Annotated in this window: 22 protein-coding genes; 17 read left to right on the plus strand and 5 right to left on the minus strand. The window is 67.6% G+C overall.

The window, feature by feature from the left end; all coding sequences use genetic code 11:
• Positions 1 to 5: 5 nt before the first annotated feature.
• The 13 genes from EV667_RS04880 (at position 6) to arsH (ending at position 12147) form a co-directional block, all read left to right on the plus strand.
• Positions 6 to 512: a TRAP transporter small permease subunit gene (locus tag EV667_RS04880; protein WP_131834148.1), complete on the plus strand. Its 507-nt coding sequence runs from the start codon at positions 6 to 8 to the stop codon at positions 510 to 512.
• The gene (locus EV667_RS04885) at positions 509 to 1831 is read left to right on the plus strand and encodes a TRAP transporter large permease (RefSeq protein ID WP_131834149.1); all 1323 of its coding nucleotides are present in this window, start codon (positions 509 to 511) and stop codon (positions 1829 to 1831) included. The genes EV667_RS04880 and EV667_RS04885 overlap by 4 nt, the downstream gene beginning before the upstream one ends.
• Positions 1832 to 2005: 174 nt before the next feature.
• Positions 2006 to 2506 carry an RNA polymerase sigma factor gene (locus tag EV667_RS04890; RefSeq protein ID WP_131834150.1) on the plus strand — a complete coding sequence of 167 codons (501 nt, stop codon included), beginning with the start codon at positions 2006 to 2008 and terminating at the stop codon, positions 2504 to 2506.
• 120 nt (positions 2507 to 2626) lie between these two features.
• Positions 2627 to 3589 carry a FecR family protein gene (locus tag EV667_RS04895; RefSeq protein WP_131834151.1) on the plus strand — a complete coding sequence of 321 codons (963 nt, stop codon included), beginning with the start codon at positions 2627 to 2629 and terminating at the stop codon, positions 3587 to 3589.
• A 100-nt stretch (positions 3590 to 3689) separates the two neighbouring features.
• On the plus strand, positions 3690 to 6029 hold the full coding sequence (locus EV667_RS04900) for a TonB-dependent receptor (RefSeq protein WP_131834152.1): 2340 nt from the start codon (positions 3690 to 3692) through the stop codon (positions 6027 to 6029).
• 25 nt (positions 6030 to 6054) lie between these two features.
• Positions 6055 to 7194 carry an ABC transporter substrate-binding protein gene (locus EV667_RS04905; protein WP_245515972.1) on the plus strand — a complete coding sequence of 380 codons (1140 nt, stop codon included), beginning with the start codon at positions 6055 to 6057 and terminating at the stop codon, positions 7192 to 7194.
• A gap of 92 nt (positions 7195 to 7286) precedes the next feature.
• The gene (locus EV667_RS04910; RefSeq protein WP_131834154.1) at positions 7287 to 7673 is read left to right on the plus strand and encodes an ArsR/SmtB family transcription factor; all 387 of its coding nucleotides are present in this window, start codon (positions 7287 to 7289) and stop codon (positions 7671 to 7673) included.
• Complete coding sequence (locus tag EV667_RS04915; protein WP_131834155.1) at positions 7666 to 8208, plus strand: arsenate reductase ArsC; 543 nt, start codon at positions 7666 to 7668, stop codon at positions 8206 to 8208. Before EV667_RS04910 ends, EV667_RS04915 begins: the two co-directional genes overlap by 8 nt.
• 10 nt (positions 8209 to 8218) lie before the next feature.
• Entirely contained in the window at positions 8219 to 8644 is a 426-nt protein-coding gene (arsC, locus tag EV667_RS04920; protein ID WP_131834156.1) for an arsenate reductase (glutaredoxin), read from the plus strand.
• Positions 8645 to 8661: 17 nt separating this feature from the next.
• Entirely contained in the window at positions 8662 to 9741 is a 1080-nt protein-coding gene (gene arsB, locus EV667_RS04925; protein WP_131834157.1) for an ACR3 family arsenite efflux transporter, read from the plus strand.
• 77 nt (positions 9742 to 9818) lie between these two features.
• Complete coding sequence (locus EV667_RS04930) at positions 9819 to 10145, plus strand: ArsR/SmtB family transcription factor (RefSeq protein ID WP_131834158.1); 327 nt, start codon at positions 9819 to 9821, stop codon at positions 10143 to 10145.
• Positions 10142 to 11401: an MFS transporter gene (locus EV667_RS04935; RefSeq protein WP_131834159.1), complete on the plus strand. Its 1260-nt coding sequence runs from the start codon at positions 10142 to 10144 to the stop codon at positions 11399 to 11401. The genes EV667_RS04930 and EV667_RS04935 overlap by 4 nt, the downstream gene beginning before the upstream one ends.
• Positions 11398 to 12147 carry an arsenical resistance protein ArsH gene (gene arsH / locus EV667_RS04940; RefSeq protein ID WP_131834160.1) on the plus strand — a complete coding sequence of 250 codons (750 nt, stop codon included), beginning with the start codon at positions 11398 to 11400 and terminating at the stop codon, positions 12145 to 12147. Before EV667_RS04935 ends, arsH begins: the two co-directional genes overlap by 4 nt.
• 85 nt (positions 12148 to 12232) lie before the next feature.
• Here arsH and EV667_RS04945 read toward each other — a convergent pair whose 3' ends face one another.
• A complete protein-coding gene (locus EV667_RS04945; RefSeq protein ID WP_131834161.1) occupies positions 12233 to 13171 on the minus strand; it encodes an SMP-30/gluconolactonase/LRE family protein in 939 nt (312 codons plus the stop codon).
• 183 nt (positions 13172 to 13354) lie between these two features.
• Between EV667_RS04945 and EV667_RS04950 the strand changes: the two genes are divergently transcribed.
• Genes EV667_RS04950 through apnL form a run of 4 tightly spaced genes read left to right on the plus strand, consistent with a single transcriptional unit; the run spans position 13355 to position 19875 of the window.
• The gene (locus tag EV667_RS04950) at positions 13355 to 14404 is read left to right on the plus strand and encodes an ABC transporter substrate-binding protein (protein WP_131834162.1); all 1050 of its coding nucleotides are present in this window, start codon (positions 13355 to 13357) and stop codon (positions 14402 to 14404) included.
• Positions 14405 to 14447: 43 nt separating this feature from the next.
• A complete protein-coding gene (locus EV667_RS04955) occupies positions 14448 to 16970 on the plus strand; it encodes an ATP-binding cassette domain-containing protein (protein WP_131834163.1) in 2523 nt (840 codons plus the stop codon).
• Complete coding sequence (locus EV667_RS04960; protein WP_131834164.1) at positions 16967 to 17965, plus strand: ABC transporter permease; 999 nt, start codon at positions 16967 to 16969, stop codon at positions 17963 to 17965. Before EV667_RS04955 ends, EV667_RS04960 begins: the two co-directional genes overlap by 4 nt.
• Positions 17962 to 19875 carry a D-apionate lactonase gene (gene apnL / locus EV667_RS04965; protein WP_131834165.1) on the plus strand — a complete coding sequence of 638 codons (1914 nt, stop codon included), beginning with the start codon at positions 17962 to 17964 and terminating at the stop codon, positions 19873 to 19875. Before EV667_RS04960 ends, apnL begins: the two co-directional genes overlap by 4 nt.
• Positions 19876 to 19878: 3 nt before the next feature.
• Here the strand turns inward: apnL and EV667_RS04970 are convergent, their stop codons facing one another.
• The 4 genes from EV667_RS04970 to EV667_RS04985 form a co-directional block, all read right to left on the minus strand.
• Positions 19879 to 20589 (minus strand): transcriptional regulator NanR, encoded by a 711-nt coding sequence (locus tag EV667_RS04970; RefSeq protein WP_131834166.1) that lies wholly within the window; start codon positions 20587 to 20589, stop codon positions 19879 to 19881.
• A 106-nt stretch (positions 20590 to 20695) separates the two neighbouring features.
• Positions 20696 to 21976, minus strand: coding sequence for a TRAP transporter large permease (locus tag EV667_RS04975; protein ID WP_131834167.1), 1281 nt, complete (start codon positions 21974 to 21976; stop codon positions 20696 to 20698).
• 5 nt (positions 21977 to 21981) lie between these two features.
• Positions 21982 to 22470, minus strand: a complete 489-nt coding sequence (locus tag EV667_RS04980) for a TRAP transporter small permease (protein WP_131834168.1) — start codon at positions 22468 to 22470, stop codon at positions 21982 to 21984.
• A gap of 97 nt (positions 22471 to 22567) precedes the next feature.
• The gene (locus EV667_RS04985) at positions 22568 to 23545 is read right to left on the minus strand and encodes a TRAP transporter substrate-binding protein (protein WP_131834169.1); all 978 of its coding nucleotides are present in this window, start codon (positions 23543 to 23545) and stop codon (positions 22568 to 22570) included.
• Positions 23546 to 23559: the final 14 nt, after the last annotated feature.

Raw genomic sequence — 23559 nt, forward strand, 5'->3', positions numbered from 1 at the left:
CCCCCATGGTCAGCCTGTTCCTAAGAACGGTCGATCTCCTCTCCAAGGTCGCTGCCCTCATTGCCGGGCTGTTGCTCATCGCGGCGATGCTTGTGATCTGCGAGATGATCTTCCTGCGCTACGTGTTCCGCGCGCCGACCATCTGGCAGACCGACTTCGTGGTGTTTTCGGCCACGGCCGCCATGTTCCTTGGTGCGCCCTATGTGCTGAAGACACGCGGCCATGTGGGCGTCGACGTGATCGAGATCGCGCTGCCGCGAAGGCCACGGCGCGTGCTCGGGATCGTCGGCGCGCTGCTCGGCCTCACCTTCACGGTGCTCATGGCGTATGCGAGCGCGATCTTCTTCCACGAGGCCTATGTCAATGAGTGGCGCACCTCGACCGTGGCGGCCATCACCTTGTGGATTCCGCTGCTGCCGCTGCCGGTGAGCTTCGCCCTGCTGTCGCTGCAATATGTCGCCGAGCTGGTCCGCCGCGTGTGCGGAACCGATGAAGCCGAGGGTCACGCATGATGAGCCTTTCCCCCACCTCCTCAGGCGCGCTCATCATCGGCCTGCTGTTCCTGATGCTCGCCACCGGCATGCCGATCGCCTTCGCGCTCGGGCTCACCGCGATCGGCGGGCTGCTGCTGGCCAGCGGGCCCGGCGTGTTCGAGGTGCTGGCCGAGACCATGTTCGCCGGCATCGCCAACCTCGCCTATGTCTCCATCCCGATGTTCGTGATGATGGGCGCGGCGGTGGCCGCCACCCCGGCGGGACGCGACCTCTATGAGGCGCTGGACCGCTGGCTGAACCGCGTTCCCGGCGGGCTGGTGCTCTCCAATATCGGCGCCTGCGCCATCTTCGCCGGCATGACCGGCTCCAGCCCGGCGACCTGCGCCGCCATCGGCAAGATGGGCATCCCGGAGATGCTCAAGCGCGGCTACCCGGCCTCGGTCGCCACCGGCTCGATCTGCGCCGGCGGCACGCTGGGCATCCTCATCCCGCCGTCGGTGACGATGATCGTCTACGGCATCGCCACCGAGACCTCGATCGGCCGGCTGTTCCTCGCCGGCGTCATGCCGGGCCTGATGCTCACCGCCATGTTTATGGCCTGGGCGCTCTATGACTGCCGGCGCAAGAACTTCACCTTCGACATCAGCGGCAATCGCTTCAGCTTCGCCCAGAAGCTCGCGGCGCTGCCCAAGGTCACGCCCTTCCTCATCATCATCGTCGGCACGCTCTATGTGCTGTATGGCGGGGTCGCCACGCCCTCCGAGGCGGCCGGCGCGGGCGCCTTCCTGACGCTGGGCGTCGTCATCATCATGTACCGGCTGTTCCAGCCGAAGCCGATCTTCGACATCTTCTCCTCCACCCTGCGCGAAAGCGTGATGATCATGATGATCATGGCGTCGGCGGAACTCTTCGCCTTCGCCCTGTCCTCGCTGTTCATCACCCAGACGGTCGCCGCCGCCATTGCCGGGCTCGACGTGAACCGCTGGGTGCTGATGGGGTTGATCAACCTGTTCCTGCTGGTATCCGGCATGTTCCTGCCGCCGGTTGCCATCATCGTGATGTCGGCGCCGCTGCTTTACCCGATCATCGTGTCCTCGGGCTTCGATCCCTACTGGTTCGCGGTGGTACTGACCATCAACATGGAAATCGGCCTCATCACCCCGCCGGTCGGGCTCAACCTGTTCGTGGTGAAAGCCATCGCGCCGCAGGTGCCGGCCGGGCAGGTGCTGAGCGGATCGGTGCCCTATGTGGTGCTGATGCTGATGGGCATCGTGATCCTCAGCCTATTCCCGGAAATCGCCACCTGGCTTCCCACCTATGTCATGGGTCCGCTGTGAGGGCGGTCGGCGCCTTCTTCCGCGCCTGATGGGTCGAGAATGAGGGCCGGGGCGCGCGTCTCCCGGCCCGATCGCGCTCGCGCACATTTTAGTCCTTCTAAATCATTGTTATTGCGTCGAAAAACTGATCCCGGTATCCACAATCCGCTGTGACCCTGGGTCAATGTTGTCGGCATGGGACGAAATGACTGGTCGGGCCTCTACGCCACGCACCGCTCGGCACTGGTTGCCTATGCGACGCCGATCCTTGGATCGCGCGAGGCCGCCGAGGACGTGGTCCATGACGCTTTCCTCAAATTCCCGTCCGCGAATGAGGAGGCCGAGCGCGGCATCGGCTATCTCTACCGCATCGTCCGCAACCTTGCTTTCGACAGCTTGAAGCGGCGCAGGCTCGAGTCCCGAACGCAGTCGACCGAGCTCCCGGACTGGGCGCAGCCGGCACCGGAAGCCTCGCCCGAGCGCCATGTCATCGACCGGGAAGAGGTCCGGCTCCTTGCGCGCCTGATGAACGAACTGCCGCCCGAGCAGCGCAAGGCGCTGGAAATGTACCGCTTCGCCGGCTGTACTCTTGAAGAGGTCGCCTCTCGGCTGGGCATCTCGGTGGCAACCGCCCACCGCCATGTCCGCGCCGCGCTGGCGCGTATCGCGCAGGAACTCGACCGGACGGGCGCGTGACAATCGCGGAAGGGACATGAAAACTAGCGCGCAGCAGATCGTCTTCTGCATGGTAACGGTGCCGCTTCCCTGAGAAGCGCAAATGAGCGGCGATGACGCGCCTTGACTGACGATGCAACAATGTCGCTCCACGAGGTGGCGGCGGACTGGCTGATCCGGGTGCGGGAGGCGCCCGGCGATGCCGCGCTTGCACGATCGCTGACGCAATGGCTGGACGAGCACGACGCCCATCGCCGCGCTTATGCCTCTGTCCAACGCTCCTGGCAGCTTCTGGCTGAAGTGCCCGCCGCCTCTGCCGAACTCCGTGCGCATGACCGGGAAGATGCCACGCCCGCCCTGATCGTTGCGTTCCCGCGCCGCCTGTGGCGTCCGCTCGGTATCTGCGCGGCTCTGGCGGCCGGCCTCATGGCTTTCCTCGCCTATCCCGCGCTGGTTCTGCTGATGGAGGCGGACTACCGGACCGGCACCGGCGCGCGGCAGACCCTTGCTCTCGAAGACGGCAGCCGGATCGAACTCGGCGCCGAAAGCGCGGTGGCGGTGGACGTGACCGGCGCCACGCGCATCGTCCGGCTGCTGGCGGGGGAAGCGTTCTTCGATGTGCGCTCCGATCCGTCGCGCCCCTTCATTGTCGATGCCGGCGGCGTCGATGTCACGGTGCTCGGCACCCGCTTCAATGTGCGGCTCACCTCCACCGATGCCGGCGTCGAGCTTGCGGATGGGGCGGTGGGGCTGACCTATCCCGGCCATGGTACGGCACAGACCCGGCTGGTGCCGGGACAGAGCGCGCTGGTCGACCTGCGGACCGGCACGCTCGTCACGGGCGAGATCGCGGTGGATGACATCGCGGTATGGCGCGAGGGCCGGCTGTTCGTGCAGGACGCGACGATCGCCGCCGTGGTCGAGCAGTTGCAACGCTACCATCGCGCCTGGATCACGGTACCCGACAGCGCCCTGGCGCAGCAGCGCGTCACCGGCCTTTACGATCTCACCGATCCCGACCGCGCCCTGCGCGCGCTGGTGGAACCGCATGGCGGCCGGATGCGCGAAATCTCGCCCTATATGCGGGTTCTCTCGCGCTTCTAGACGATTTTGCGCTGCGGGATGAAAAACCCGACCGGCTCGATCGTCTGAGACCCAGGATGCGTTCGACGAACGCACGGAAACGACCTGGGGAGTAGAGTTGATGACCGCGCCGATGCGCCCCGCCGACACACACGCGGCGCGAACCAGCACCAACCGGCGCCTCCTGCGCCTGATGGCGACGAGCGCCTTTTTCTGCCTGTCGGCCATGCCCTACGGCTTCGCGCAGACGGCACCGGCTCCCTTGGCCACCAGCGCGGCCCGCCCCTTCAACATTCCGGCCCAGCCCCTTGCCAGCGCGCTCAACGCCTTCGGGCGACAATCCGGCCTGCAGGTGACGCTGGCTTCGGCGACCTCGCGGGGCGTCACCTCGCGGCCGGTACAGGGCAGCCTCACGCCGCAACAGGCCCTCGCCCGGATGCTGGAAGGGACCGGCATCGCCTTCCGCATCACCGGCGAAGGCACGGCCGTGGTCGGCCAGAGCGCGCCGGTGGAAAGCATTGCGGACGGCGCGATCGAAGGCGAATTGCTGGACGTCATCTCGGTTGCCGGTGACGGAATCAGCCGTGGCGGCGTCGCCGAGACGGTCATCGGCCCGCAGGCGCTGGAGCGGCTGAACCCGCAGAACCTTGCCGACGTTTTCCGGGAGCAGGCGGGCATCGAGGTCGGCAGTTCCTTGCCCATGTCGCAGAAAGTCTATGTCCACGGCATCGAGGAGACCAACCTCGCCGTGACCATCGACGGCAGCCGGCAGAACAACAAGGTGTTCCACCACATGGGCACCAACCTGATCGATCCGGGCGTGCTGAAGGCCGTACGCGTCGATGCCGGCGTCGCCCCGGCCGATTCCGGCCCCGGCGCCCTTGCCGGCACCATCGCCTATGAGACCAAGGATGCGCGGGACTTTCTCGACGCGGACGGCTTTGGCGGTATCGGCAAATACTCGTTCAACTTCAACGGCGACACCTCGCTCGCCAACGTCACCGGCTATGCCCGCCAGGGCGGCTTCGAGACGCTGGGTTATTTCAACATCGGCCAGGGCAACGAGTTCACCGCCGGCAATGGCGATGTGGTTCTGGGCACCAGCACGAACCTGATCAACGGCATCGGCAAGGTCTCCTACGAGGCTCCCACCGGCGACCGCTTCAGCATCAGCTATGAAAGCGTCAGCGACGACGCCCCGCGCCCCTACCGCGCCAACGGTGCCGACTTTCCCGGTGCGCGCCCGTGGGATCCGGATGTGACGCCCTACGATATCCAGCGCCAGAACACGGTGTTCACCTACACCGACTCGACCCCCGAGGGCTGGTGGGACCCCAAGCTCGTGGTGGCCTACAGCTCGACCGAGATTTCCAAGCTGACCTATCTCAATCCCGCCTCGGGACTGCCGACGCCGTACACGACCTCCGGCAAGACGGACAGCTTCAACGGCAAGTTCGAGAACAAGTTCTCCTTTGCCCTCGGCAATGTCATCGCCGGCATCGACTTCTATGACGACACCGCCCAGCTCTACGATCCCTATGATGCCGCCACCGAAAAGGCGACCAATGTCGGCCTCTACGCGCAGGCGCGCCTTGAGCCGTGGGCGCGCACCCGCCTGTCCTTCGGCGGCCGCGCCGACAATCAGTGGTTCACCGGCACGAGCGGCGAGGAATGGGACAATGCCGGGCTCAGCGGCAACGTGTCCGGCGAATACGACGTGATCGAGAACTTCCTGACCGCGCGCGCCGGCTACTCTCATGTCTGGGCCGGCATTCCGCTGGCCGAGAATTTCTACATGAACCCGGCCTGGGACTATGCCGGCGGTGCCGAGCCGGTAACGTCGAACAACGCCGTGGCGGGGCTGAAGGCGACCTATCAGGGCTTCACCCTCGAGGGCAGCATCTTCCGCACCGACATCTACAATGCCCGCGTCGTCACCTACAGCAACGCCCAGTTCGGCGCGATCCGGGCGCGCGACATCGAATCGCGCGGCTTCGAGCTTGCCGCCGGCTATGAATGGGACACCGGCTTCGTCCGCGTGAAATACGCCGATATCGACGTGACGATCGACGGTCTGCAGGCGGATTCGGACACGGGCAACTATCTCGCCACCCCGGTTGGCCAGATGATCACCTTTGTCGTCGCCCAGCGGATTCCGCAATGGGGCCTGACCGTCGGCGGCAATGTCGAGGTCGCGCTTGACTATGACGACCTGCCCACCGTCGTGCCCGATGGCTGGGGCGACACGCTGACCACGTCGATCCCCGGCTATACCGTCGTCAACCTCTATGCGGAGTACCGGCCGATCACCGCACCGCACCTGATGCTGCGGCTCGACGTCAACAACCTGTTCGACGAAACTTATGCCAGCCGCGGCACCTATGGGCAGGACATCGCCGATGTCGTGCCGCTCTATCAGCCCGGGCGCTCCTTCATCGTGACCGCCTCGGCGAAGTTCTGACCCGTCGATGACGAGACGTTCTCCAGTGCGTGCCGCAAGGCTCGTCGTCGCGCCTGCGGTCGCGCTCGTCGCTCTGCTCGCCGCGCTTTGGCCGGCGGTCGTGGCGGCGCGGGAGATCGTCGACCTTGCCGGCCGCAGCGTCACCGTGCCCGACAGGGTCGAGCGCATCATCATCGGCGAGGGCCGCTATATCCCGGCCCTCGCCCTTCTCGACCGCGACAATCCCATTGGCCGTGTCGTCGGGATGATGGGCGACTACGAGCAGGTCGATCCGGCGACCTATGCCCGCTTCCACGTCCGCTTTCCCGACATCGCCGCGATCCCCCGCTTCGGCCGCGCCTCGCAGGACAGTTTCAGCCTGGAGCGGGCGCTGGCGCTGCGCCCGCAGGTCGCCATCTTCGGGGTCGACGGCCATGGCCCGGGCGCCGGCAATGCGCGGGTGATCGAGGTACTCGAACAGGCCGGCATCGCCATCGTCTTCATCGATTTCCGCAACGCGCCGCTCGTCAATACGCCAAGGAGCATCGAGGTGCTCGGCGCGGTGCTGGGGCGCGAGGCGGACGCGGCGGCGTTCGTCGCCGAGTGGCGCGCCGCCTATGACGTCGTGCGCGAGCGCCTGGCGCAGAAGCGACCGCCGGCACCGCGCGTCTTCGTCGAGAGCCGGGTCGGGCTGATGCCCTGCTGCGAGACGATGGTGCGCGGCATGATGGGCGATTTCGTCACGGCGGCGGGCGGCACAAACCTCGCCGAGGGTGTCATCCTTGCCGATGCCGGGACGGTGAGCCTGGAATACCTGCTGGTCAACCAGCCGGACATTTATGTCGGCACCGCCATTGGCGGCGCGTCGAGCCCTCCCGACAGCGCGTGGATCGCGCTCGGGCCGGACGTCTCAGCCGAGCGGGCGGTAGAGAGCTTGGCGCGCGCCACGCAGCGGGTCGGCATCGCCGAACTGTCAGCAGTGAAAGCTGGGCGTGCCTTCGCCGTGTGGCATCATTTCTACAATTCGCCCTTCAACGTCGCCGCCCTCCAGGCTTTCGCCAAATGGCTCCACCCCGAGCTGTTCACCGACCTCGACCCGGAAGGCCTGCTGCGCCGGCTGCATGAGCGTTACCAGCCCTTCCCGCTGGAAGGCACCTACTGGACCTCGTTGAACCCGCCGCGATAGGGCGCTGTCCGGCGTCGCCACGATGATCGCCAAAGCAAGCACATGAGGCCGGAAGGCTTGATATAAGTCCATCTGTCGGATATAGTCGACATATGGATACGGAACAGGCACTCTCCGCCTTTGCGGCGCTTTCGCAACCGACGCGGCTCGACGTTTTCCGCCTGCTCGTCGCGCATGAGCCGGAGGGAATGCCGGCGGGCGAGGTGGCGCGAGCGCTCGACGTGCCGCACAACACGCTCTCCACCCATCTCGGCATTCTTGCCCGGGCGGGATTGATTGCGGCCGAGCGCCAGAGCCGCCTCATCATCTACCGGGCGCAGCTCAGGGCGGTGGGCGATCTCGCGTCCTTCATCCTCAAGGATTGCTGCGGCGGCAAGCCTGAAATCTGTGCGCCGCTGATCGCCGACCTCCAGCCCTGTTGTCCGGCCGAGGTCCAGCCGGTCGAGACGATTGCCGCCAAGGAGGCGAGCCATGTCTGACGTCAACTCTTCCGGCCACATCTACAATGTGCTGTTTCTTTGCACTGGCAATTCGGCACGTTCGCTGATGGCAGAATCTATCCTGACCCGAGATGGCGGTGGACGCTTCCGCGCCTTCTCGGCGGGCAGCCAGCCAAAAGGTGAGGTAAACCCGCTCACATTGGCGACGCTGCACAGCCTCGACTATCCGACCGGCGACCTGCGCTCGAAGAACTGGAACGAATTTGCCGTCGCAGACGCGCCGGTGATGGATTTCGTCTTCACCGTCTGCGATGGCGCGGCGGGCGAGACATGCCCGGTCTGGCCCGGCCAGCCGATGACGGCGCATTGGGGCATCGAGGATCCCGCTGCTGTCGAAGGGACCGGGATCGAGCAGGAAGCCGCCTTCGCGCGAACCTTTCGCTACCTCAAGAACCGCATCGCCGCTTTTGCCGCCCTGCCGATCCGCAGCCTCGACACGATGACGCTGGGCGCAAAGCTCAACGAGATCGGCCGCAGCGAGGGCGCCACTCAGCCCCGCCGCGATGTGGCGTGAGGAGAGCGACATGACCGCCGTCACCCTATACCACAACCCGGCCTGCGGCACCTCGCGCAACGTGCTGGGGCTGATCCGCAATGCCGGCCTTGAGCCGACCATCATCGAATACCTGAAGACCCCGCCGAGCCGCGAGGAGCTTATATCGCTGATCATCCGCATGGGCATTCCGGTCCGCGCCCTGCTACGCGAGAAGGGCACGCCCTATGCCGAGCTTGGCCTCGGCGATCCGTCGCTCAGCGACGATGCGCTGCTCGACGCGATGATGGCGCACCCGATCCTGATCAATCGCCCCATCGTCGTCACCCCGCGCGGCGTGGGGCTGTGCCGGCCGTCGGAAACGGTACTCGACCTGCTGCCGGCCCCGCAGCGCGGCGAATTCCGCAAGGAGGATGGCCAACTGCTGGTCGACGCCGCCGGCAACCACGTTCCCTGAACCGCACCGGAACCCCCATGTCCCAGATTTCGGCGCTCGCGCCCCCGCCCGCACGGCTGTCCTTTCTCGACCGCTATCTCACGGTGTGGATTTTCGCGGCCATGGCGCTCGGCGTGGTGCTCGGCACGGTGTTCACCGGCCTGCCGGAGGCGCTGAACCGTCTCTCGGTCGGCTCCACCAACATCCCGATCGCCATCGGCCTGATCCTGATGATGTACCCGCCGCTGGCCAAGGTACGCTATGAGGAACTGCATCGGGTGTTTGCCGACAAGCGCGTGCTGGTGCTCTCGCTGGTGCAGAATTGGCTGATCGGCCCGACGCTGATGTTCGCGCTGGCGGTGATCTTCCTGCGCGACTACCCGGAATACATGACCGGGCTGATCCTTATCGGTCTCGCCCGCTGCATCGCCATGGTGCTGGTGTGGAACCAGCTGGCCAAGGGCGACAACCAGTATGTCGCCGGGCTGGTGGCGTTCAACTCGATTTTCCAGATCCTGTTCTTCTCCACCTATGCCTGGCTTTTCCTCACCGTCCTGCCGCCGCTGTTCGGGCTGGAGGGGAGCGTCGTCGATGTGAGCTTCTGGACCATCACCGAGGCGGTGCTGATCTATCTCGGCATTCCCTTCCTCGCCGGCTACCTGACCCGCCGGGTGCTCATCGCGCGCAAGGGGGCGGAGTGGTACGCGGACGTGTTCCTGCCGAAGATCAGCCCGATCACGCTTGGTGCGCTCCTGTTCACCATCGTCGCCATGTTCAGCCTGAAGGGCGGCGACCTTGTGCGCCTGCCGATGGACGCGGTGATCATCGCCATCCCGCTGACGATCTATTTCATCGTCCAGTTCCTCATCAGCTTCGCCATGGGAAAGCTGATCGAGGCGGATTATCCCCGCACCACGGCCATCGCCTTCACCGCCGCCGGCAATAATTTCGAGCTGGCGATCGCGGTCGCCATCGCCGCCTTCGGGCTCGCATCGCCCGTCGCCTTTGCCGCCGTCATCGGGCCGCTGGTCGAGGTGCCGGTGCTGATCCTGCTCGTGCATGTGGCGCTGTGGCTGGGCCGGTGGTGGTTCCCGAGGACCGCGCCCGGCGCTCCCTGAGAGGAGCGCGTATCTTATTTCCATGAAAATCGAAACAGAGATTGACCGTGGGTCGCGTTGGCGCCTAGGCTATTTCGATGAATCTGGAACAAGCCGCCCGCCAACTCGAATCCCTTGGCAACCCGACCCGCCTGCGGATCTATCGGACGCTGGTCCGGGCGGGTCATTTCGGCCTGCCGGTCGGCGGGCTGCAGGAGCGGATCGGCATCGCCGCCTCGACCCTCTCGCATCATCTGAAGCGCCTCGTCGACACCGGGCTGGTGACGCAGGAGCGCCACGCCACGACGCTGATCTGCCGCGCCCATTATCCCACCATGAACGCCCTGATCGGTTATCTCGCGGACGAATGCTGCGCCGATGCCGGCTGCGCCGAGCCGGCGGCGCAAGCCCCGGCCGTGCCGTGAGCGACGGGGTTCTCGCCTCCGGCGACGACGCGCATCGCCCGCCGGGCGGGCGCAGTCTTTTCGTCACCGGGCTCGGCATCGGGCAGATTTGTTCGTGGGGGTCGCTCTATTACAGCTTCCCGTTGATCGCCGAGGCGATGGGCCACGAGCTCGGCTGGTCGAAGACCGCGCTCTATGGCGCGGCGACGCTCGGCCTCGCCTTCGCCGGTCTCGCCGCCTATCCGATCGGCGCCGCCATCGACCGTGGCCATGGACGCTGGATCATGACCGCTGGCTCGGTGCTCGCCGGCCTGATGCTGGTGCTGTGGTCGCAGGTCGAATCCATGGCGCTGTTCTATGTCGCGGTGGCCGGTATCGGCGCGCTGCAGGCGGCGACGCTGTACGATCCCGCTTTCGCCGTCATCGCCCGCCGCTCCGGCCCTTCCCATGCGCGTGCGGGCATCACGGCACTGACCCTGTGGGGCGGCTTCGCCTCCACCGTGTTCATTCCGCTGGTGCAGGTGCTGCTCGACACGGTGGGCTGGCGCGAGGCGCTGCTCGTGCTGGCAGCAATCAACGTCCTCGTCTGCGCCGGCTGCTACGGGTCGGTGATCGACCCCGCCGCCGACGCGCCCCGCCACCGCCCGTCAGGCGGTCTTCCCCCGCTCAGCGGAAGGGCGGCGGTCGCCTGGGCGGCGCGCCAGCCGGTGTTCTGGGCGCTGGCGGTGGCCTTCACCGCCTATTCCGCCGCGTTCTCGGCCTTCACCTTCCATCTCTATCCGCTGCTGGTGGAGAAGGGGTTCGAGGTCTCCTCCGTGGTGGCGGCCATGACGCTGATCGGCCCGGCGCAGGTGGCGGGGCGCGTCGCCATCTGGGTGTTCGCGCCGCGCGCGCCGGTGCGGGTGATCGGCTCGGTGACGGTCGCGGTGTTCCCGCTCGCGCTGGTGGCGCTCGACGTGCTGCCGCCGAGCTTCCTGCTGATCGCCATCGTCGCGCTGCTCTACGGGGCGGCGAACGGCATCACCACCATCGTGCGGGGCCTGTCGGTGCCGGAAATGCTGACGCGCGAGGCCTATGGCGCGGTGAACGGGGCGATGTCGGCGCCGAGCACGATCTCGCGCGCGGTGGCCCCGCTCGGCGCCGCGCTCATCTGGTCGATGTCGGGTTCGTATGACGGCGTCTTGCTTGCGATCATCGCGCTGACAGTGGTCCTCGTCGCCGGCTTCTGGCTCGCCGCCTTCCTCTCTCGCCGCGCACGATCCGAGGTTCTTCGATGACATTCGACGCTTTCACCGACGCGCTCGACCCCGCTCACTTCGACCGGCCGGAGATGGCCAAGCTCGCGCCCGCCGCGCCGCTGACGCATCCCCCGCGCATATTGCTGCTCTATGGTTCGCTGCGGGAGCGCTCCTACAGCCGGCTGCTCACCGAGGAGGCGGCGCGCCTGCTCACCGCCATGGGGGCGGAAACGCGCATCTTCGACCCGCGCGACCTGCCGATGCCGGACGCCGTGCCGGCCGACCATCCCAAGGTCGTGGAACTGCGCACCCTGTCGGAATGGTCGGAGGGGCAGGTCTGGTGCAGCCCGGAGCGTCACGGCACCATCACGGGCGTGTTCAAGAGCCAGATCGACTGGCTGCCGCTGGAATATCGCGGCATTCGCCCAACACAGGGGCGCACGCTGGCGGTGATGCAGGTTTCCGGCGGCTCGCAGTCCTTCAACGCGGTGAACACGCTGCGCGTGCTGGGCCGGTGGATGCGGATGGTCACAATCCCCAACCAGTCCTCGGTCGCGAAGGCTTTTGAGGAATTCGACGAAGCGGGGCGGATGAGGCCGTCCCCCTATTACGACCGCGTGGTCGACGTCATGGAGGAACTGGTGAAGTTCACCCTGCTCACCCGCGACCGCCGGGACTACTTCACCAGCCGCTACAGCGAGCGCCGCGAGGCCTCCCTCAAGGCAGCGGCGGCAGAGGCCGATTTGTCGACCATCGCCATGGCCGGCACGACCCCGGCGCGCTGACAGGCAAGCGGCTTTTCCGACGTGTCGGGGAGGGCCGCGATGGGCAGGCTTTAGGCCTCAACCTTGGCTCTCCGATCCCGGGCGCCTATGCAGTTGGCGCCGCGGGTCCGGTATCTCCAGCTTTTGCGCCGCGGGTGTTGACGAAGATGGCGTAGAGCGAGGTGTGGCCGCAGATGAAGAGGCGGTTGCCGGCCGCACCGCCAAAGGTGAGGTTGCCGACGCGCTCGGGCACGAGGATCTTGCCGAGAAGTTGTCCCTGCGGCGTGTAGCAGTGGACCCCGTCGCCGGCGCTCGACCAGAGGCGCCCGGCCTCGTCGATGCGAAATCCATCGGGAGCATGGGGCATCACCTCGGTGACGACCCTGCTATTGGCGAGCGTGCTGTCGGCGCGGACCTCGAAGGCCCGGATATGGCGGTTGCCGGCATCGCGTCCGATGCCGCCGGAATCGGCGATGTAGAGCACGCTCTCATCCGGCGAGAAGGCAAGGCCGTTGGGCTGGTCGAAGTCATCGGCAACCACGGCCAGCACGCCCTCTCCCGGGTCCAGCCGGAACACGTAGCGCGCCTCCTGCTCGGCCTCCGCCCGGCCGCCCTCATAGTCCGAGGCGATGCCATAGGTCGGATCGGTGAACCAGATCGTGCCGTCCGACTTCACCACCACGTCGTTCGGCGAGTTGAGCCGGCGCCCCCGATAGCGGTCGGCCAGAACGGTCAGCGTCCCATCCGGCTCGGTGCGGCTGACGCGACGGGTGCGGTGCTCGCAGGTGACAAGCCGCCCCTGCCGATCGCGCGTATTGCCGTTGGCGAAGTTGGAATCGGCCCGGAACACGCCGACCGCCTGCGTGTCCTCGCACCAGCGCATCAGCCGGTTGTTGGGAATGTCGCTCCAGATCAGGCAGCGCTGATCGGCGAAATAGACCGGCCCCTCGCACCAGCGCATCCCCGTATAAAGGCGCTCCAGCCCGGCAATCGGGAGAATGAGGTCGCGGAAGCGGGGATCGACGATCTCGAACACGTCCAGCATCGGGGTATCCTCGGTGGCGGTGTGGAGAGCCTCCGGCCCTGCGGGGGACAGATGAGCCCGGCCGACGGGCTTGCGCAACTGGTATAATGAGATACTCTTGCTACCATCGAGCGGCACAAGATCGCCGATGCCTGGGAAACATCCATCAAGAGCCTCACCAACGGGGCCAATGGGAGGAACGATATGCGCCTGAAAACCCTTTCGCGCGCCTGCGCGACCGCCTGTGCCACCCTTACCCTTGTTGCCGCCGGCGCCCTGCCGGCCTCCGCCACGCCGGACAAGCCGGTGATCGCGCTTGCCAACGCCTATTTCGGCAATACCTGGCGCCACCAGATGGTCGACGCCTTCAAGGAGGCCGCCGAGAAGGCGAAGGCCGACGGCCGGATCGCCGACTACATCATCCTGAACGGCGACGGCACCGTCGCCCAGCAGAACAGCCAGATCGCCGAACTGATCCTCAAGAAGGTCGATGCCATCGCCGTCGACGCCGCCTCCGAGACGGCGGTGAACGGCATCATCGAGAAGGCCTGCAAGGCCGGCATCAAGGTGGTGTCCTTCGATTCCATCGCTTCCGCCCCGTGCAACTGGCAGCTCAATTTCGACTTCAAGGGCTATAAGCGCGAGCAGGCCGAGTGGGTGCTGAAGAAGATCGGCGGCAAGGGCAACGTCATCGTCGTGCGCGGCGTGAAGGGCTCGGCGCCGGATGCCGACATGTATGGCGCGCAGGAAGCGGTACTGAAGAACTACCCGGACGTGAAGGTGGTGGCGACCGTCTATGGCCAAGCCACCGCCTCCGTCGCCCAGTCGGCGGTCGCCAATGCGCTGCCGAGCCTGCCGCATGTCGACGCGGTTCTCGGGCAGGGCGGTTCGGACGACACCGGCATCGCGCAGGCTTTCGACCAGTATGGCGGCGAGTACGCGAAGAAGATGCCGGTCATCGAGGGCGGCGGTTCCTCCAACTTCATCCAGTGGTGGGCCAAGCAGAAAGACACCAACGGCTATTCCACCATCTCGATGAACACCACGCCCGGCATTGGCGGCGCGGCTTTCTGGCTGGCCTATGAGCTGGTGAAGGGGGCCAACCCGCCCAAGCTCATGATCATGCCGGTCGCCACCGTCACCGACGACAACCTCAAGGACTACCAGAGCCTTCCGGCCGGCGTGATCGTCAGCCCGTCCTATTCCCAGCAGTGGGTGCAGGACAATCTGCTCAAGGCGAAGGCGGGCAACTGACCGCCGGCCTAACGCTTCCCGACGCAGACCACGGACACGCAAGATGACGGCAGCCTTCCCTGCCGCGCAGGACGCCCCGGCCGCAAGGGCCGGAGCGTCGGCGCCTCTCAACCTCTCGCCCGCCGGAGCCGGGACGGACATTGGTGCCCTCCATGCGCCGGTCGTGCGGCTGTCCGGCATCTGCAAGGCGTTCGGCCCGACGCGGGCCAATGACGGCGTCGACCTCGTGGTCGCGTCCGGCGAGGTGCTGGGCCTCGTCGGCGGCAATGGTGCCGGCAAGTCGACGCTCATGCGCGTCCTGTGCGGCGTCACCCGCGCGGATGCCGGCAGCCTCCAGATCCGGGGCGTCGAGATCGCCCCCGATCTCTACGACACGACGCTGGCGCAGACCGGCGGCATCCGCATCGTCCATCAGGAGCTGTCGCTGTGCGACAACCTCTCGGTGGCGGAGAACTTCTTTCTCGAAGCGCCGGAGGCGGCGCGGGCGCTGCCCGGCTGGCGCCGGACCTATCGCGCCCGGGCTCGCGCCGCGCTGGACGAAGTGTTTCCCGATCACGGCATTTCGGTCGATGCCCGCGTCGCCCATCTGCAGATCGGCCAGCGCCAGATGGTGGAGATCGCCCGCGCGGTTGCCACCCCGCAGGTTCGCCTCGTCATCCTCGACGAGCCCACCTCGTCGCTCGGGCTGGAGCGCAGCCGCCAGATGCGCGCCTTCATCAAGGCCCGCGCGCTTCAGGGGCTCGCGTTCATCTTCATCAGCCACAAGCTGCAGGAGGTGGTGGACATCGCCCACCGGGTGCTGGTGCTGCGCAACGGCCGTTCCGTGTGGTCCGGGCCTGCCGTCGAGGCAAGTGTCGCCGCACTCGTGCAGGCGATGGGCGGGGCCAGCGAAAGCGTGATGCGCGGCCGCCGTGATGCCCGGCCCGCCATCGGCGAGGGCGCGCGCGATCTCGTCCGCCTCTCCGGTGCGCTCGTCGCTCCCCTCGGGCGCGATGTGGTGCTGCGCGCCGGCGAGGTGGTCGGCCTTGCCGGCCTGGAAGGCTCCGGCCAGCGCGACCTGTTGCATCGGCTGCACCGCCGGCCCGGCATGGGCATCTCCCGCAATGGCGACGCCAGTTTCGTCTCCGGCGACCGGCAGAAGGAAGGCGTCTTCCCGCTCTGGAGCGTGCTCTCCAATATTGCGCTCGGCCGGCTGGAAGGGCGGGCCCCGTTGGGGCTGGTCCATGACGGGCAGGAGCGCGCCGCCGCCCGCGCCGCCGCCGAAAAACTGAAGCTCGATCCCGCCCGTTTCGATTCCCCGATCCTCGACCTCTCCGGCGGCAACCAGCAAAAGGCGCTGGTCGCCCGGGCGCTGGTGGGCGAGGCCGACACGATCCTGTTCGACGACCCCACGCGCGGCGTCGATGTCGCGGCCAAGGAAGACTTCTACGCGCTTATCGGTTCGGTCACGCGGGCAGGGCGCCTCGTCATCTGGCACTCGACGGAAGACATCGAGTTCCTGGAGTGCGACCGCGTGCTGGTGTTTGCCGGCGGGCGCATCGTGCGGGAACTGGTCGGCGCTGACATTACCGAGCAGGCGATTGTCGATGCGTCTTTCGCCAGCACGGATGGATCGGAGCGCGACGCGACGGCTGGCGCACGCGGCCTGCTGGACCGGCTGGTCGATCTCGCCCCCTTCGCCAGCCTCGCCGCCGTCTTCGCGCTGATGGCCTGGGTGAACCCGCTCACCGTCTCCATGTTCGGCCTCGAATTGCTGCTGGGTCCCGCCATCGCGCTGGTACTGTTGGCGCTGGCGCAGATGTTCGTCGTCGGCGGCAGCGAAATCGACCTTGGCGTCGGCGCCTTTGCCGGGCTCGTCAATGTGCTGAGCGCCACGCTTCTGTTCGATACGCCCTGGCTCGGGGTGGTGGCGCTTGTCGCCTGCGTCCTCGCCTATGGGCTGATCGGGGCGACCATCCAGCTGCGGCGGATTCCCGCCATCGTGGTCACGCTCGGCGCGTCCTTCATCTGGATCGGCCTCGGCTACACCCTGCAACCCACGCCCGGCGGGGCGTCGCCGGAATGGCTGTCGGCGGCTTTTGCGTGGACGCTGGCCGACGTGCCGGCGACGCTGGTGCTGATCGGTGTAGCGGCCCTTGTCGCCCTCGCCATAGACCGTTCGCCGTTCGGCGTCATCCTGCGCGGCTTCGGCAACAACGCGCAGGCGATGACGCTGGGCGGCTGGTCGCCGCTGCGCTACGCCATCCTGCGCTACATGCTGGCCGGCCTGTTCGCGCTGGCGGCGGGCCTGTCGCTCACCGCCATCAACACCGCCAGTGACGTCAATGCCGGCGGCCCCTTCACCCTCATCAGCGTCGCCGCCGTCGTCATGGGCGGCTGCGCGCTGATCGGCGGGCTGATCTCGCCGCTCGGCGTGGTCGCGGGCGCGCTCACCCTTGCGCTGGTCGGGGCGCTACTCGGTGCGCTCGGTGTCTCCACCGACTACAATGCCGCCGTGCAGGGCTGCCTGCTCCTGTCCATGCTGGCGCTGCGCGCGCTCGCCGATCGCCGGGAGGCGCGCCGATGACCGCCCTCATGGAACGGCTGGAGCGCCATCGCTGGATCTGGTCGGCGCTGGGGGTGCTGCTGCTCTGGGCCGTGCTGTCGATCACCACGGGACGGTTCAGCCTGCATTCGCTGTCCGGGGTGGCGATCTCGGCGAGCTTCCTCACCCTCGTCGCGCTCGGCCAGATGCTGGTCGTCACCACCGGGCGCGGCAATATCGACCTGTCCATCGCCAGCGTCCTGACGCTGAGCGCCTATGCCAGTATCGTAGTGGCCGCCGGCTCCGATGCCCGCCTGCCGCTGGCGCTAGCGGCGGTGCTCGGCATCGGTGTGGTCACGGGGCTCGCCAACGCGCTGCTCGTCGTTGTCCTACGCATCCCCGCCATCATCGCCACGCTGGCGACCGGCTATATTCTCGCCACCGCCACGCTGATCGCCAACCGCTGGGCGGCCGGCTTCTCGATGAGCCCCTTCCTCAAGACGCTGGCGGCCGGGAGGGTTGAGGGCGTGCCGCTGATGCTGGTCATCGCGCTGGTGGCGGTGGCGGTGGCGGGCGTGGTGCTGGGCCGCACCGTCTATGGACGCCGCCTCTCCGCCGTCGGGCAGAACGAGCGCGCGGCGGCGCTGGCCGGCATTCGCACCGGCCGCGTGATCACCTGCGCGTTCTTGGCCTCGGCCGTGCTGGCGGCGCTGACGGGGATGCTGCTCGGCGCCTATGTCGGCGGCGCCTTCCTGGAGATGGGCCAGCCCTACCTGCTCCAGTCGCTCGGCGCGGTGGTGCTCGGCGGTTCGCTGATCTTCGGCGGCGCGTCGACGGCGCTGGGTACACTGTGCGGCAGCTTCCTGCTGATCCTCATCGTCACCACCATGCAGATCGCCGGCCTGCCGCCGGGGACGCAGGACATCGTGCAGGGGCTTGTCGTCATCGCCGTGCTGGCGCTGGCGGGCGGACGGGCGGTGCGGCGTCGCCGCAGCGTCCCGCGTGTCGCCCGCACGCCGGAGGGCGCGACGCCATGACGGAACCCGTCTTTTCCGCCGCCCGCCGGCTGGCGCTGTTCGGCACGCCGGAGCCGGAGCCGGTCGCGCGGCTTCTGGTGGCGGGGGCACTGAGCTGCGAACTGATCGACGGCAATCTGCGCAACATCCGTTTCGGCGGCGTCGAGGTGCTGCGGGCGATGTCCTTCGTGGTCCGGGACAAGGACTGGGGCACCTATGCACCTACGCTCCATGACCTCGTCGTCGAGGAGGGGGAGGGGCGCTTTGCGGTCCGCTACCGTGCCGAATGCGTCGGGGGTGGCGGCGAAAGGCTGGTCTATGAGGGCCGCATCGTCGGCAGCCCGACCGGCCTCGTCTTCGAGGGCGAGGCGGTGCCGGAGGTCGATTTCCTCACCAATCGCTGCGGCTTCACCATCCTCCATCCTGTCGTCGGCCTCGCCGGCGCGGAGATCGAGGTGGAGCATGTCGACGGGCGCCGCGTGCCCGCGCGCCTGCCGGAGCTGATCGACCCGGCGCAAACCTTGAAGGATATGCGCGCCATCACCCATCAGGTAGCGCCGGGGGTGCGGGCGACCTGCCGCATGGAGGGCGACGCCTTCGAGATGGAGGACCAGCGCAACTGGTCCGATGCCTCCTACAAGACCTATGTGCGCCCCCTTGCCTTGCCTTGGCCCTATGTGCTGCCGGCCGGCGTGCCGGTGCGCCAGCGCGTGACCCTCGACATTGCGGCGGAAGGCGCCGTTGCGCCGCCCGCGCGGGACGAGGCGCCGGTGTCGCTGCGTCTCGGCGCGGCCGGGGGAGGGCTGCCTTCCTTCGGCCTGGTGATCACCCCCGAGGAAGCCGCCGCGACGCTTGACGCCCGCGATGTTCTCGCGCGCCTCGCGCCGCAAACGCTGCTGTTCCATTTCGACCCCACCGCCGAGCACGGGCCGGCCGCGCTCGCAGCCTTCGCCCGTATTGCGGCGGCGCACCGTGGCGAGTGCGCGCTGGAATGCGTGGTCCCCTGCGAGCGCCCGCTCGACGAGGAATTCGGCGACCTCGCCCGGCAGGTGGCGGTGGCCGGGCTGCGGCTCGACGCCATCGCCGTCTGCCCGTCGGTCGACCGACGCTCGACCCCGCCGGGCAGCGTCTGGCCGTCCTGCCCGCCGCTGGAGGCGGTCTATGCCGCCGCGCGCCGCGCCTTCCCGGCGCTGCGGCTCGGCGGCGGCATGTTCAGCTATTTCACCGAGCTGAACCGCAAGCGCCCGCCGGTGCCGCTGCTGGACTACGTCACCCACTGCACCTGCCCGATCGTGCACGATGCCGATGACCGCTCGGTGATGCAGTCGCTGGAGGCGCTGCCCTTCATCCTGCGCTCGGCGCGGGCCATTATCGGGGCGGACAAGCCCTACCGCATCGGGCCCTCGACAATCGGCATGCGGCAGAATCCCTACGGATCGCGGGTGATGCCGAACCCGGAGCGCCGGCGGATGCCGATGGCGGGGCAGGACCCCCGGCAGGACGGCCTCTTCGCCGCCGCCTGGATGGTCGGCTACGCCGCGCGCCTCGTCGAGGCGGGGGTGGAGAGCTTCACCGGCGCGGCGCTCACCGGCCCCTTCGGGCTGATGGCCCCGTCGGCGCAGGGCAGGTTGCGCCCCGTCTTCCATGCGGCGCGGTGGCTGGCGGAGATGGGTGGCGTGCCCTCGCTCGCCATATCCTCCGGCGACCCGGCACGGGTGCTGGCGCTGGCCGGCGAGCGGTCCTCGGGGGAGCGCGTCGTCCTTGCCGCGAATCTGACGCCGCGCGACCAGACGGTGGTGCTGCCTTTCGCCGGAACGGCCCTTCTGCTGGACGAGGCCAGCGTGCTCGGCGGCGAGGCGCCGCGCGCGGTCGACATCCGCGCGGGGTCGCTTACCCTGCCGCCCTACGCGGTGCTGCGGCTGGAGGGCTGAGCCTTAGCCCTGCCGGATGAACAGGGCGCTGGAGCGGTCGAGATGCTTGACCATCAGCGCCTCGGCACCGTCGGCATCGTGGCGGGCGATGTGGTCGATGATCTGCTCGTGCTCGACCAGGGTGACGTTCTCGCGGCCCGACCAGGTCAGCATTTCCGTGTAGTACTGGCGCAGCCAGGACAGCATGGCCTCGCTCACCGCCTCGAAGATCGTGTTGCCGGAGATCGCCGCGATCTGGGTGTGGAAGCGCATGTCATAGGCGATGAACTGCTTGGGCTCGCTCACCGCCTTCGCCTGCTGGTCCAGAATGCCGCGCAGCCGCACCACATCCTCGGCGGTGGCGCGCTGGGCCGCCTCGCGGGCCATGCCGCGCTCGAAGAAACGGCGGGCCTGCTTGAGGTGCTCCAGGCTGTCCGGAGAAGCGGAGAGCAGGATCTGCCCGGTGAGGTCCACCTGCTGGAACAGCGAGCGCGCCGAGAGCTGCTGCACCCGCGCCCGCTCGCCATGGGTGATGGCGATGAGGCCGATATTCGCCAGCGCCTGCATGGCCTCGCGGATGGCCGGGCGGCCGACGCCGAAGCGCTCCATCAGGTCGCGCTCGGAGGGCAGGGCGTCGCCCGGGCCCAGTTCCCCTGAGGTGATGAGCGTCTTCAGGCGGTCGAACACCTCATGAGACAGCTTTCGCCGCACTATGGTGTCGGAAACATCAGCCATTCACACGCTCCTGCCGGGTCTGTCCCGTCTCGCCTCGTATCGGCATGTTCAGCATACCAGTGGCGTCCCCGGCGGACCAGCATGCGTTGCACCGACGACCGGCCGCTCAGTGCATCGCCTTCGCCGTATAGGGCAGCCAGGTTGCGATGCCCGGCACGGCGATGATCAGCAGCACCACGGCGATCAGTGCGACGATGAACGGTGCCGCCGCCCTGCTGCCGCGCAGCAGATCGGTCTTGGCAATGCCGCAGGTGACGAACAGGCAGGCCCCGACGGGGGGCGTGATCAGCCCGATGGCGAGGCCGATGACGGTCACGACGCCGAACTGAACGGGATCGATGTCGAGCCGCTTCACCAGCGGCCACAGCACCGGCACCAGGATGATGATGTTGGCGGCGAGGTCCAGCAGCATGCCCGCAATGAGATAGACGCACAGGATCAGCAGCAGAACCAGCTGCGGGTTGTTGGTCAGCTCCAGGATGAACTGCGCCGCCGCCTGCGGAATCTGCTCGCGGGTGACGATCAGCCCGTACACCGACGCGGCGGCGATCATCAGCATCACGATGCCTGTCGTCACGGCGCTGTCGAGGATGATTCCCGGCAGGTCGCGCCAGGCGATCGTGCGGTAGACGTAGCGGCCGACAAGGACGCCATAGACGACCGCCACCACCGACGCCTCGGTCGGGGTGGCGATGCCGTAGCGAATCGAGCCGATGATGACGACCGGCATCAGCAGGCCCCACACGCTGGCGCGGGTGGCGCGGGCGATGGAGCCCAATGTCGGGCGGGGGCCGCGCTGGTAGCCCTGCCGCACGGCGATCAGCCACGCGGTGACCATCAGCGCCAGCGTCATCAGGATGCCGGGCACGATGCCGGCGATGAACAGGTCGCCGACGGAGACGCCGGTGACGACGGCGAACACGATCATCGGGATGGAGGGGGGAATGACCACGGAAATGGTCGAGGCCGCCGCCGTCACGGCGGCGGTGAAGGGCGCGCCATAGCCCTTCTTCAGCATGGGCGGGATCAATGCCCCGCCCGTGGACGAGGCTTCGGCCACGGCCGAACCCGTCATGCCGCCCATCAGCATGCCGGCGCCGATATTGGCGTGCGCGAGCCCGCCCCGCATCCAGCCGACCAGCGTGTCGGCAAAGTCGATGATGTCGCGGGCGATGCCGCTGCGGGCCATCAGATGCCCCGCGAGCAGGAAGAACGGCACCGCCAGCAGCACGAAGCTGTCCATCGCGGCGGTCATTTTCTGCACCACCAGCGCCAGCGGCAGGCCGCCATAGAGCAGCGCCAGCGCCGAGGCCACGGCGAGCGCGAAGGAGACCGGCATGTTCAGGACGAGCAGCACGGCAAAGGCGACGAAGAGTACCGTGGCCATGGGGCTTACTCCTGGGGAACGGCCGGCGACGACTGGCGGGCGCCATAGGCCCAGCCGATCAGGATGTCGCCGATGATGAGGACGCACATGGCCGCGTAGCCCGCATAGACGTAGCTCATCGGCACATCGAGCACGGCGGAGGGCTGGTTGTTGGTGAGGCTGAGGAAGCCGAGGCAGGCATAGAGGGTCCAGCCGCAATAGATGAGGACCAGGGTCTCGACGATCCGGCCGCAGGCCCGCTCCAGCCCCGGAAGGCGCAGATAGGTCACGGCGTCGAGCGCGATATGCGCCCGCTTGCTCCAGGCGAACCAGGCCGAGAGGTAGCCGACCCAGACAAAGAGGAAGCGCGCCAGCTCCTCCGACCAGATCAGGGGATCGTTGAAGACGTAGCGCCAGATCACCTGGCCGAGGCAGACGATCACCATCGCGCTCAGCAGGGCGCAGAGCACGGCGCGCGCCAGCCACTCCACGCCGGTCCAGAACTTCATGAGCATGTCACACCTCTCCCGTGGAGGCGGGACGCCTCCGGGCTGCGGCACTGTTGGCGGGCGGACCGGCCGCCCCCATCGGGGAGCGGCCGGCTTGCAAGGCTCAGTTCGCGGCGGCCTTGATCTTGGCCACGACAGCCGGATCGATGTTCTTGAATGCCGAGGCGGTGTTCGCGGTCGCTTCCTGGAACGGGGTGATGTCGACCTGTTCGACGATCATGCCCTTGTCGGCCAGCAGTTTCAGTTGCTCGGCTTCCAGCCGGGCCGAGGTCTGGCGCTGATAGGTCGTCGCCTCGATCAGGGCTTCCTTGAGGATCGTCTGCTGCGCCGGGGTGAGGCGGTCCCAGACCTGCTGGCTGAACAGGACGAGATGCGGCCCATAGACGTGGCGCGTCAGGGTCATGTACTTCTGCACCTCCCACAGCGAGTTGCTGTAGACGATGGTGACCGGGTTTTCCTGCGCGTCGATCACCCCCTGGCTCAGGCTGGTGAACACTTCGCCCCACACCATGGGGATCGGCGAGGCGCCCAGCTCCTTGAAGGCGGCGATGTGCACCGGGTTCTGCATGGTGCGCAGCTTCATGCCCTTGAGGTCGGCCGGCGATTTGACTTCCTTCTTGCTGGTCAGGCTGCGCCAGCCATTCTCCCACCAGGCGAGGCCGACAATACCGCGGTCCTGGAACTTGGCGAGCAGGTCCTGCCCGACCTCGCCGTCCAGCACCTTGTAGGCATGCTCGGAACTCTTGAACAGGAAGGGCAGGTCGACGGTCCCGAGCGAGGGGACGAAGGCGACGAGGGGGCCGGTGGAGACCACCGCCATGTCGACCGTTCCCAGTTGCAGGCCCTCGACCATCTCGCGCTCTTCGCCGAGCTGGCGGTCGGGATAGATCTCGATCTTCAGGTCGCCCTTGCTCTTGGCGGCAACGATCTCGGCGAGCTTCTCCAGGGCGATATGGGTGGGGTGCGCGGTCTGCGTTCCGTGGCCGGCCTTGATGATGGTGTTGGCGAAGGCCGGCGTGGCGAAGGGCGATGTAGCGAGGCCGAGCGCGGCAGCGGCCGCAAAGGCGATGATCCGGTTCATGGCGTTCCTGTCCC

Source organism: Ancylobacter aquaticus (assembly GCF_004339465.1).
In the GTDB taxonomy this organism is placed as follows: Bacteria; Pseudomonadota; Alphaproteobacteria; order Rhizobiales; family Xanthobacteraceae; genus Ancylobacter; species Ancylobacter aquaticus.

What these genes read in the sequence shown, in the direction of transcription:
- EV667_RS04880 (WP_131834148.1), top strand. Translation starts at nt 6, where the DNA reads ATGGTCAGCCTGTTCCTAAGAACGGTCGATCTCCTCTCCAAGGTCGCT.
- EV667_RS04885 (WP_131834149.1), top strand. Translation starts at nt 509, where the DNA reads ATGATGAGCCTTTCCCCCACCTCCTCAGGCGCGCTCATCATCGGCCTG.
- EV667_RS04890 (WP_131834150.1), top strand. Translation starts at nt 2,006, where the DNA reads ATGGGACGAAATGACTGGTCGGGCCTCTACGCCACGCACCGCTCGGCA.
- EV667_RS04895 (WP_131834151.1), top strand. Translation starts at nt 2,627, where the DNA reads ATGTCGCTCCACGAGGTGGCGGCGGACTGGCTGATCCGGGTGCGGGAG.
- EV667_RS04900 (WP_131834152.1), top strand. Translation starts at nt 3,690, where the DNA reads ATGACCGCGCCGATGCGCCCCGCCGACACACACGCGGCGCGAACCAGC.
- EV667_RS04910 (WP_131834154.1), top strand. Translation starts at nt 7,287, where the DNA reads ATGGATACGGAACAGGCACTCTCCGCCTTTGCGGCGCTTTCGCAACCG.
- EV667_RS04915 (WP_131834155.1), top strand. Translation starts at nt 7,666, where the DNA reads ATGTCTGACGTCAACTCTTCCGGCCACATCTACAATGTGCTGTTTCTT.
- arsC (WP_131834156.1), top strand. Translation starts at nt 8,219, where the DNA reads ATGACCGCCGTCACCCTATACCACAACCCGGCCTGCGGCACCTCGCGC.
- arsB (WP_131834157.1), top strand. Translation starts at nt 8,662, where the DNA reads ATGTCCCAGATTTCGGCGCTCGCGCCCCCGCCCGCACGGCTGTCCTTT.
- EV667_RS04930 (WP_131834158.1), top strand. Translation starts at nt 9,819, where the DNA reads ATGAATCTGGAACAAGCCGCCCGCCAACTCGAATCCCTTGGCAACCCG.
- arsH (WP_131834160.1), top strand. Translation starts at nt 11,398, where the DNA reads ATGACATTCGACGCTTTCACCGACGCGCTCGACCCCGCTCACTTCGAC.
- EV667_RS04945 (WP_131834161.1), bottom strand. Translation starts at nt 13,171, where the DNA reads ATGCTGGACGTGTTCGAGATCGTCGATCCCCGCTTCCGCGACCTCATT.
- EV667_RS04950 (WP_131834162.1), top strand. Translation starts at nt 13,355, where the DNA reads ATGCGCCTGAAAACCCTTTCGCGCGCCTGCGCGACCGCCTGTGCCACC.
- EV667_RS04955 (WP_131834163.1), top strand. Translation starts at nt 14,448, where the DNA reads ATGACGGCAGCCTTCCCTGCCGCGCAGGACGCCCCGGCCGCAAGGGCC.
- EV667_RS04960 (WP_131834164.1), top strand. Translation starts at nt 16,967, where the DNA reads ATGACCGCCCTCATGGAACGGCTGGAGCGCCATCGCTGGATCTGGTCG.
- apnL (WP_131834165.1), top strand. Translation starts at nt 17,962, where the DNA reads ATGACGGAACCCGTCTTTTCCGCCGCCCGCCGGCTGGCGCTGTTCGGC.
- EV667_RS04970 (WP_131834166.1), bottom strand. Translation starts at nt 20,589, where the DNA reads ATGGCTGATGTTTCCGACACCATAGTGCGGCGAAAGCTGTCTCATGAG.
- EV667_RS04975 (WP_131834167.1), bottom strand. Translation starts at nt 21,976, where the DNA reads ATGGCCACGGTACTCTTCGTCGCCTTTGCCGTGCTGCTCGTCCTGAAC.
- EV667_RS04980 (WP_131834168.1), bottom strand. Translation starts at nt 22,470, where the DNA reads ATGCTCATGAAGTTCTGGACCGGCGTGGAGTGGCTGGCGCGCGCCGTG.
- EV667_RS04985 (WP_131834169.1), bottom strand. Translation starts at nt 23,545, where the DNA reads ATGAACCGGATCATCGCCTTTGCGGCCGCTGCCGCGCTCGGCCTCGCT.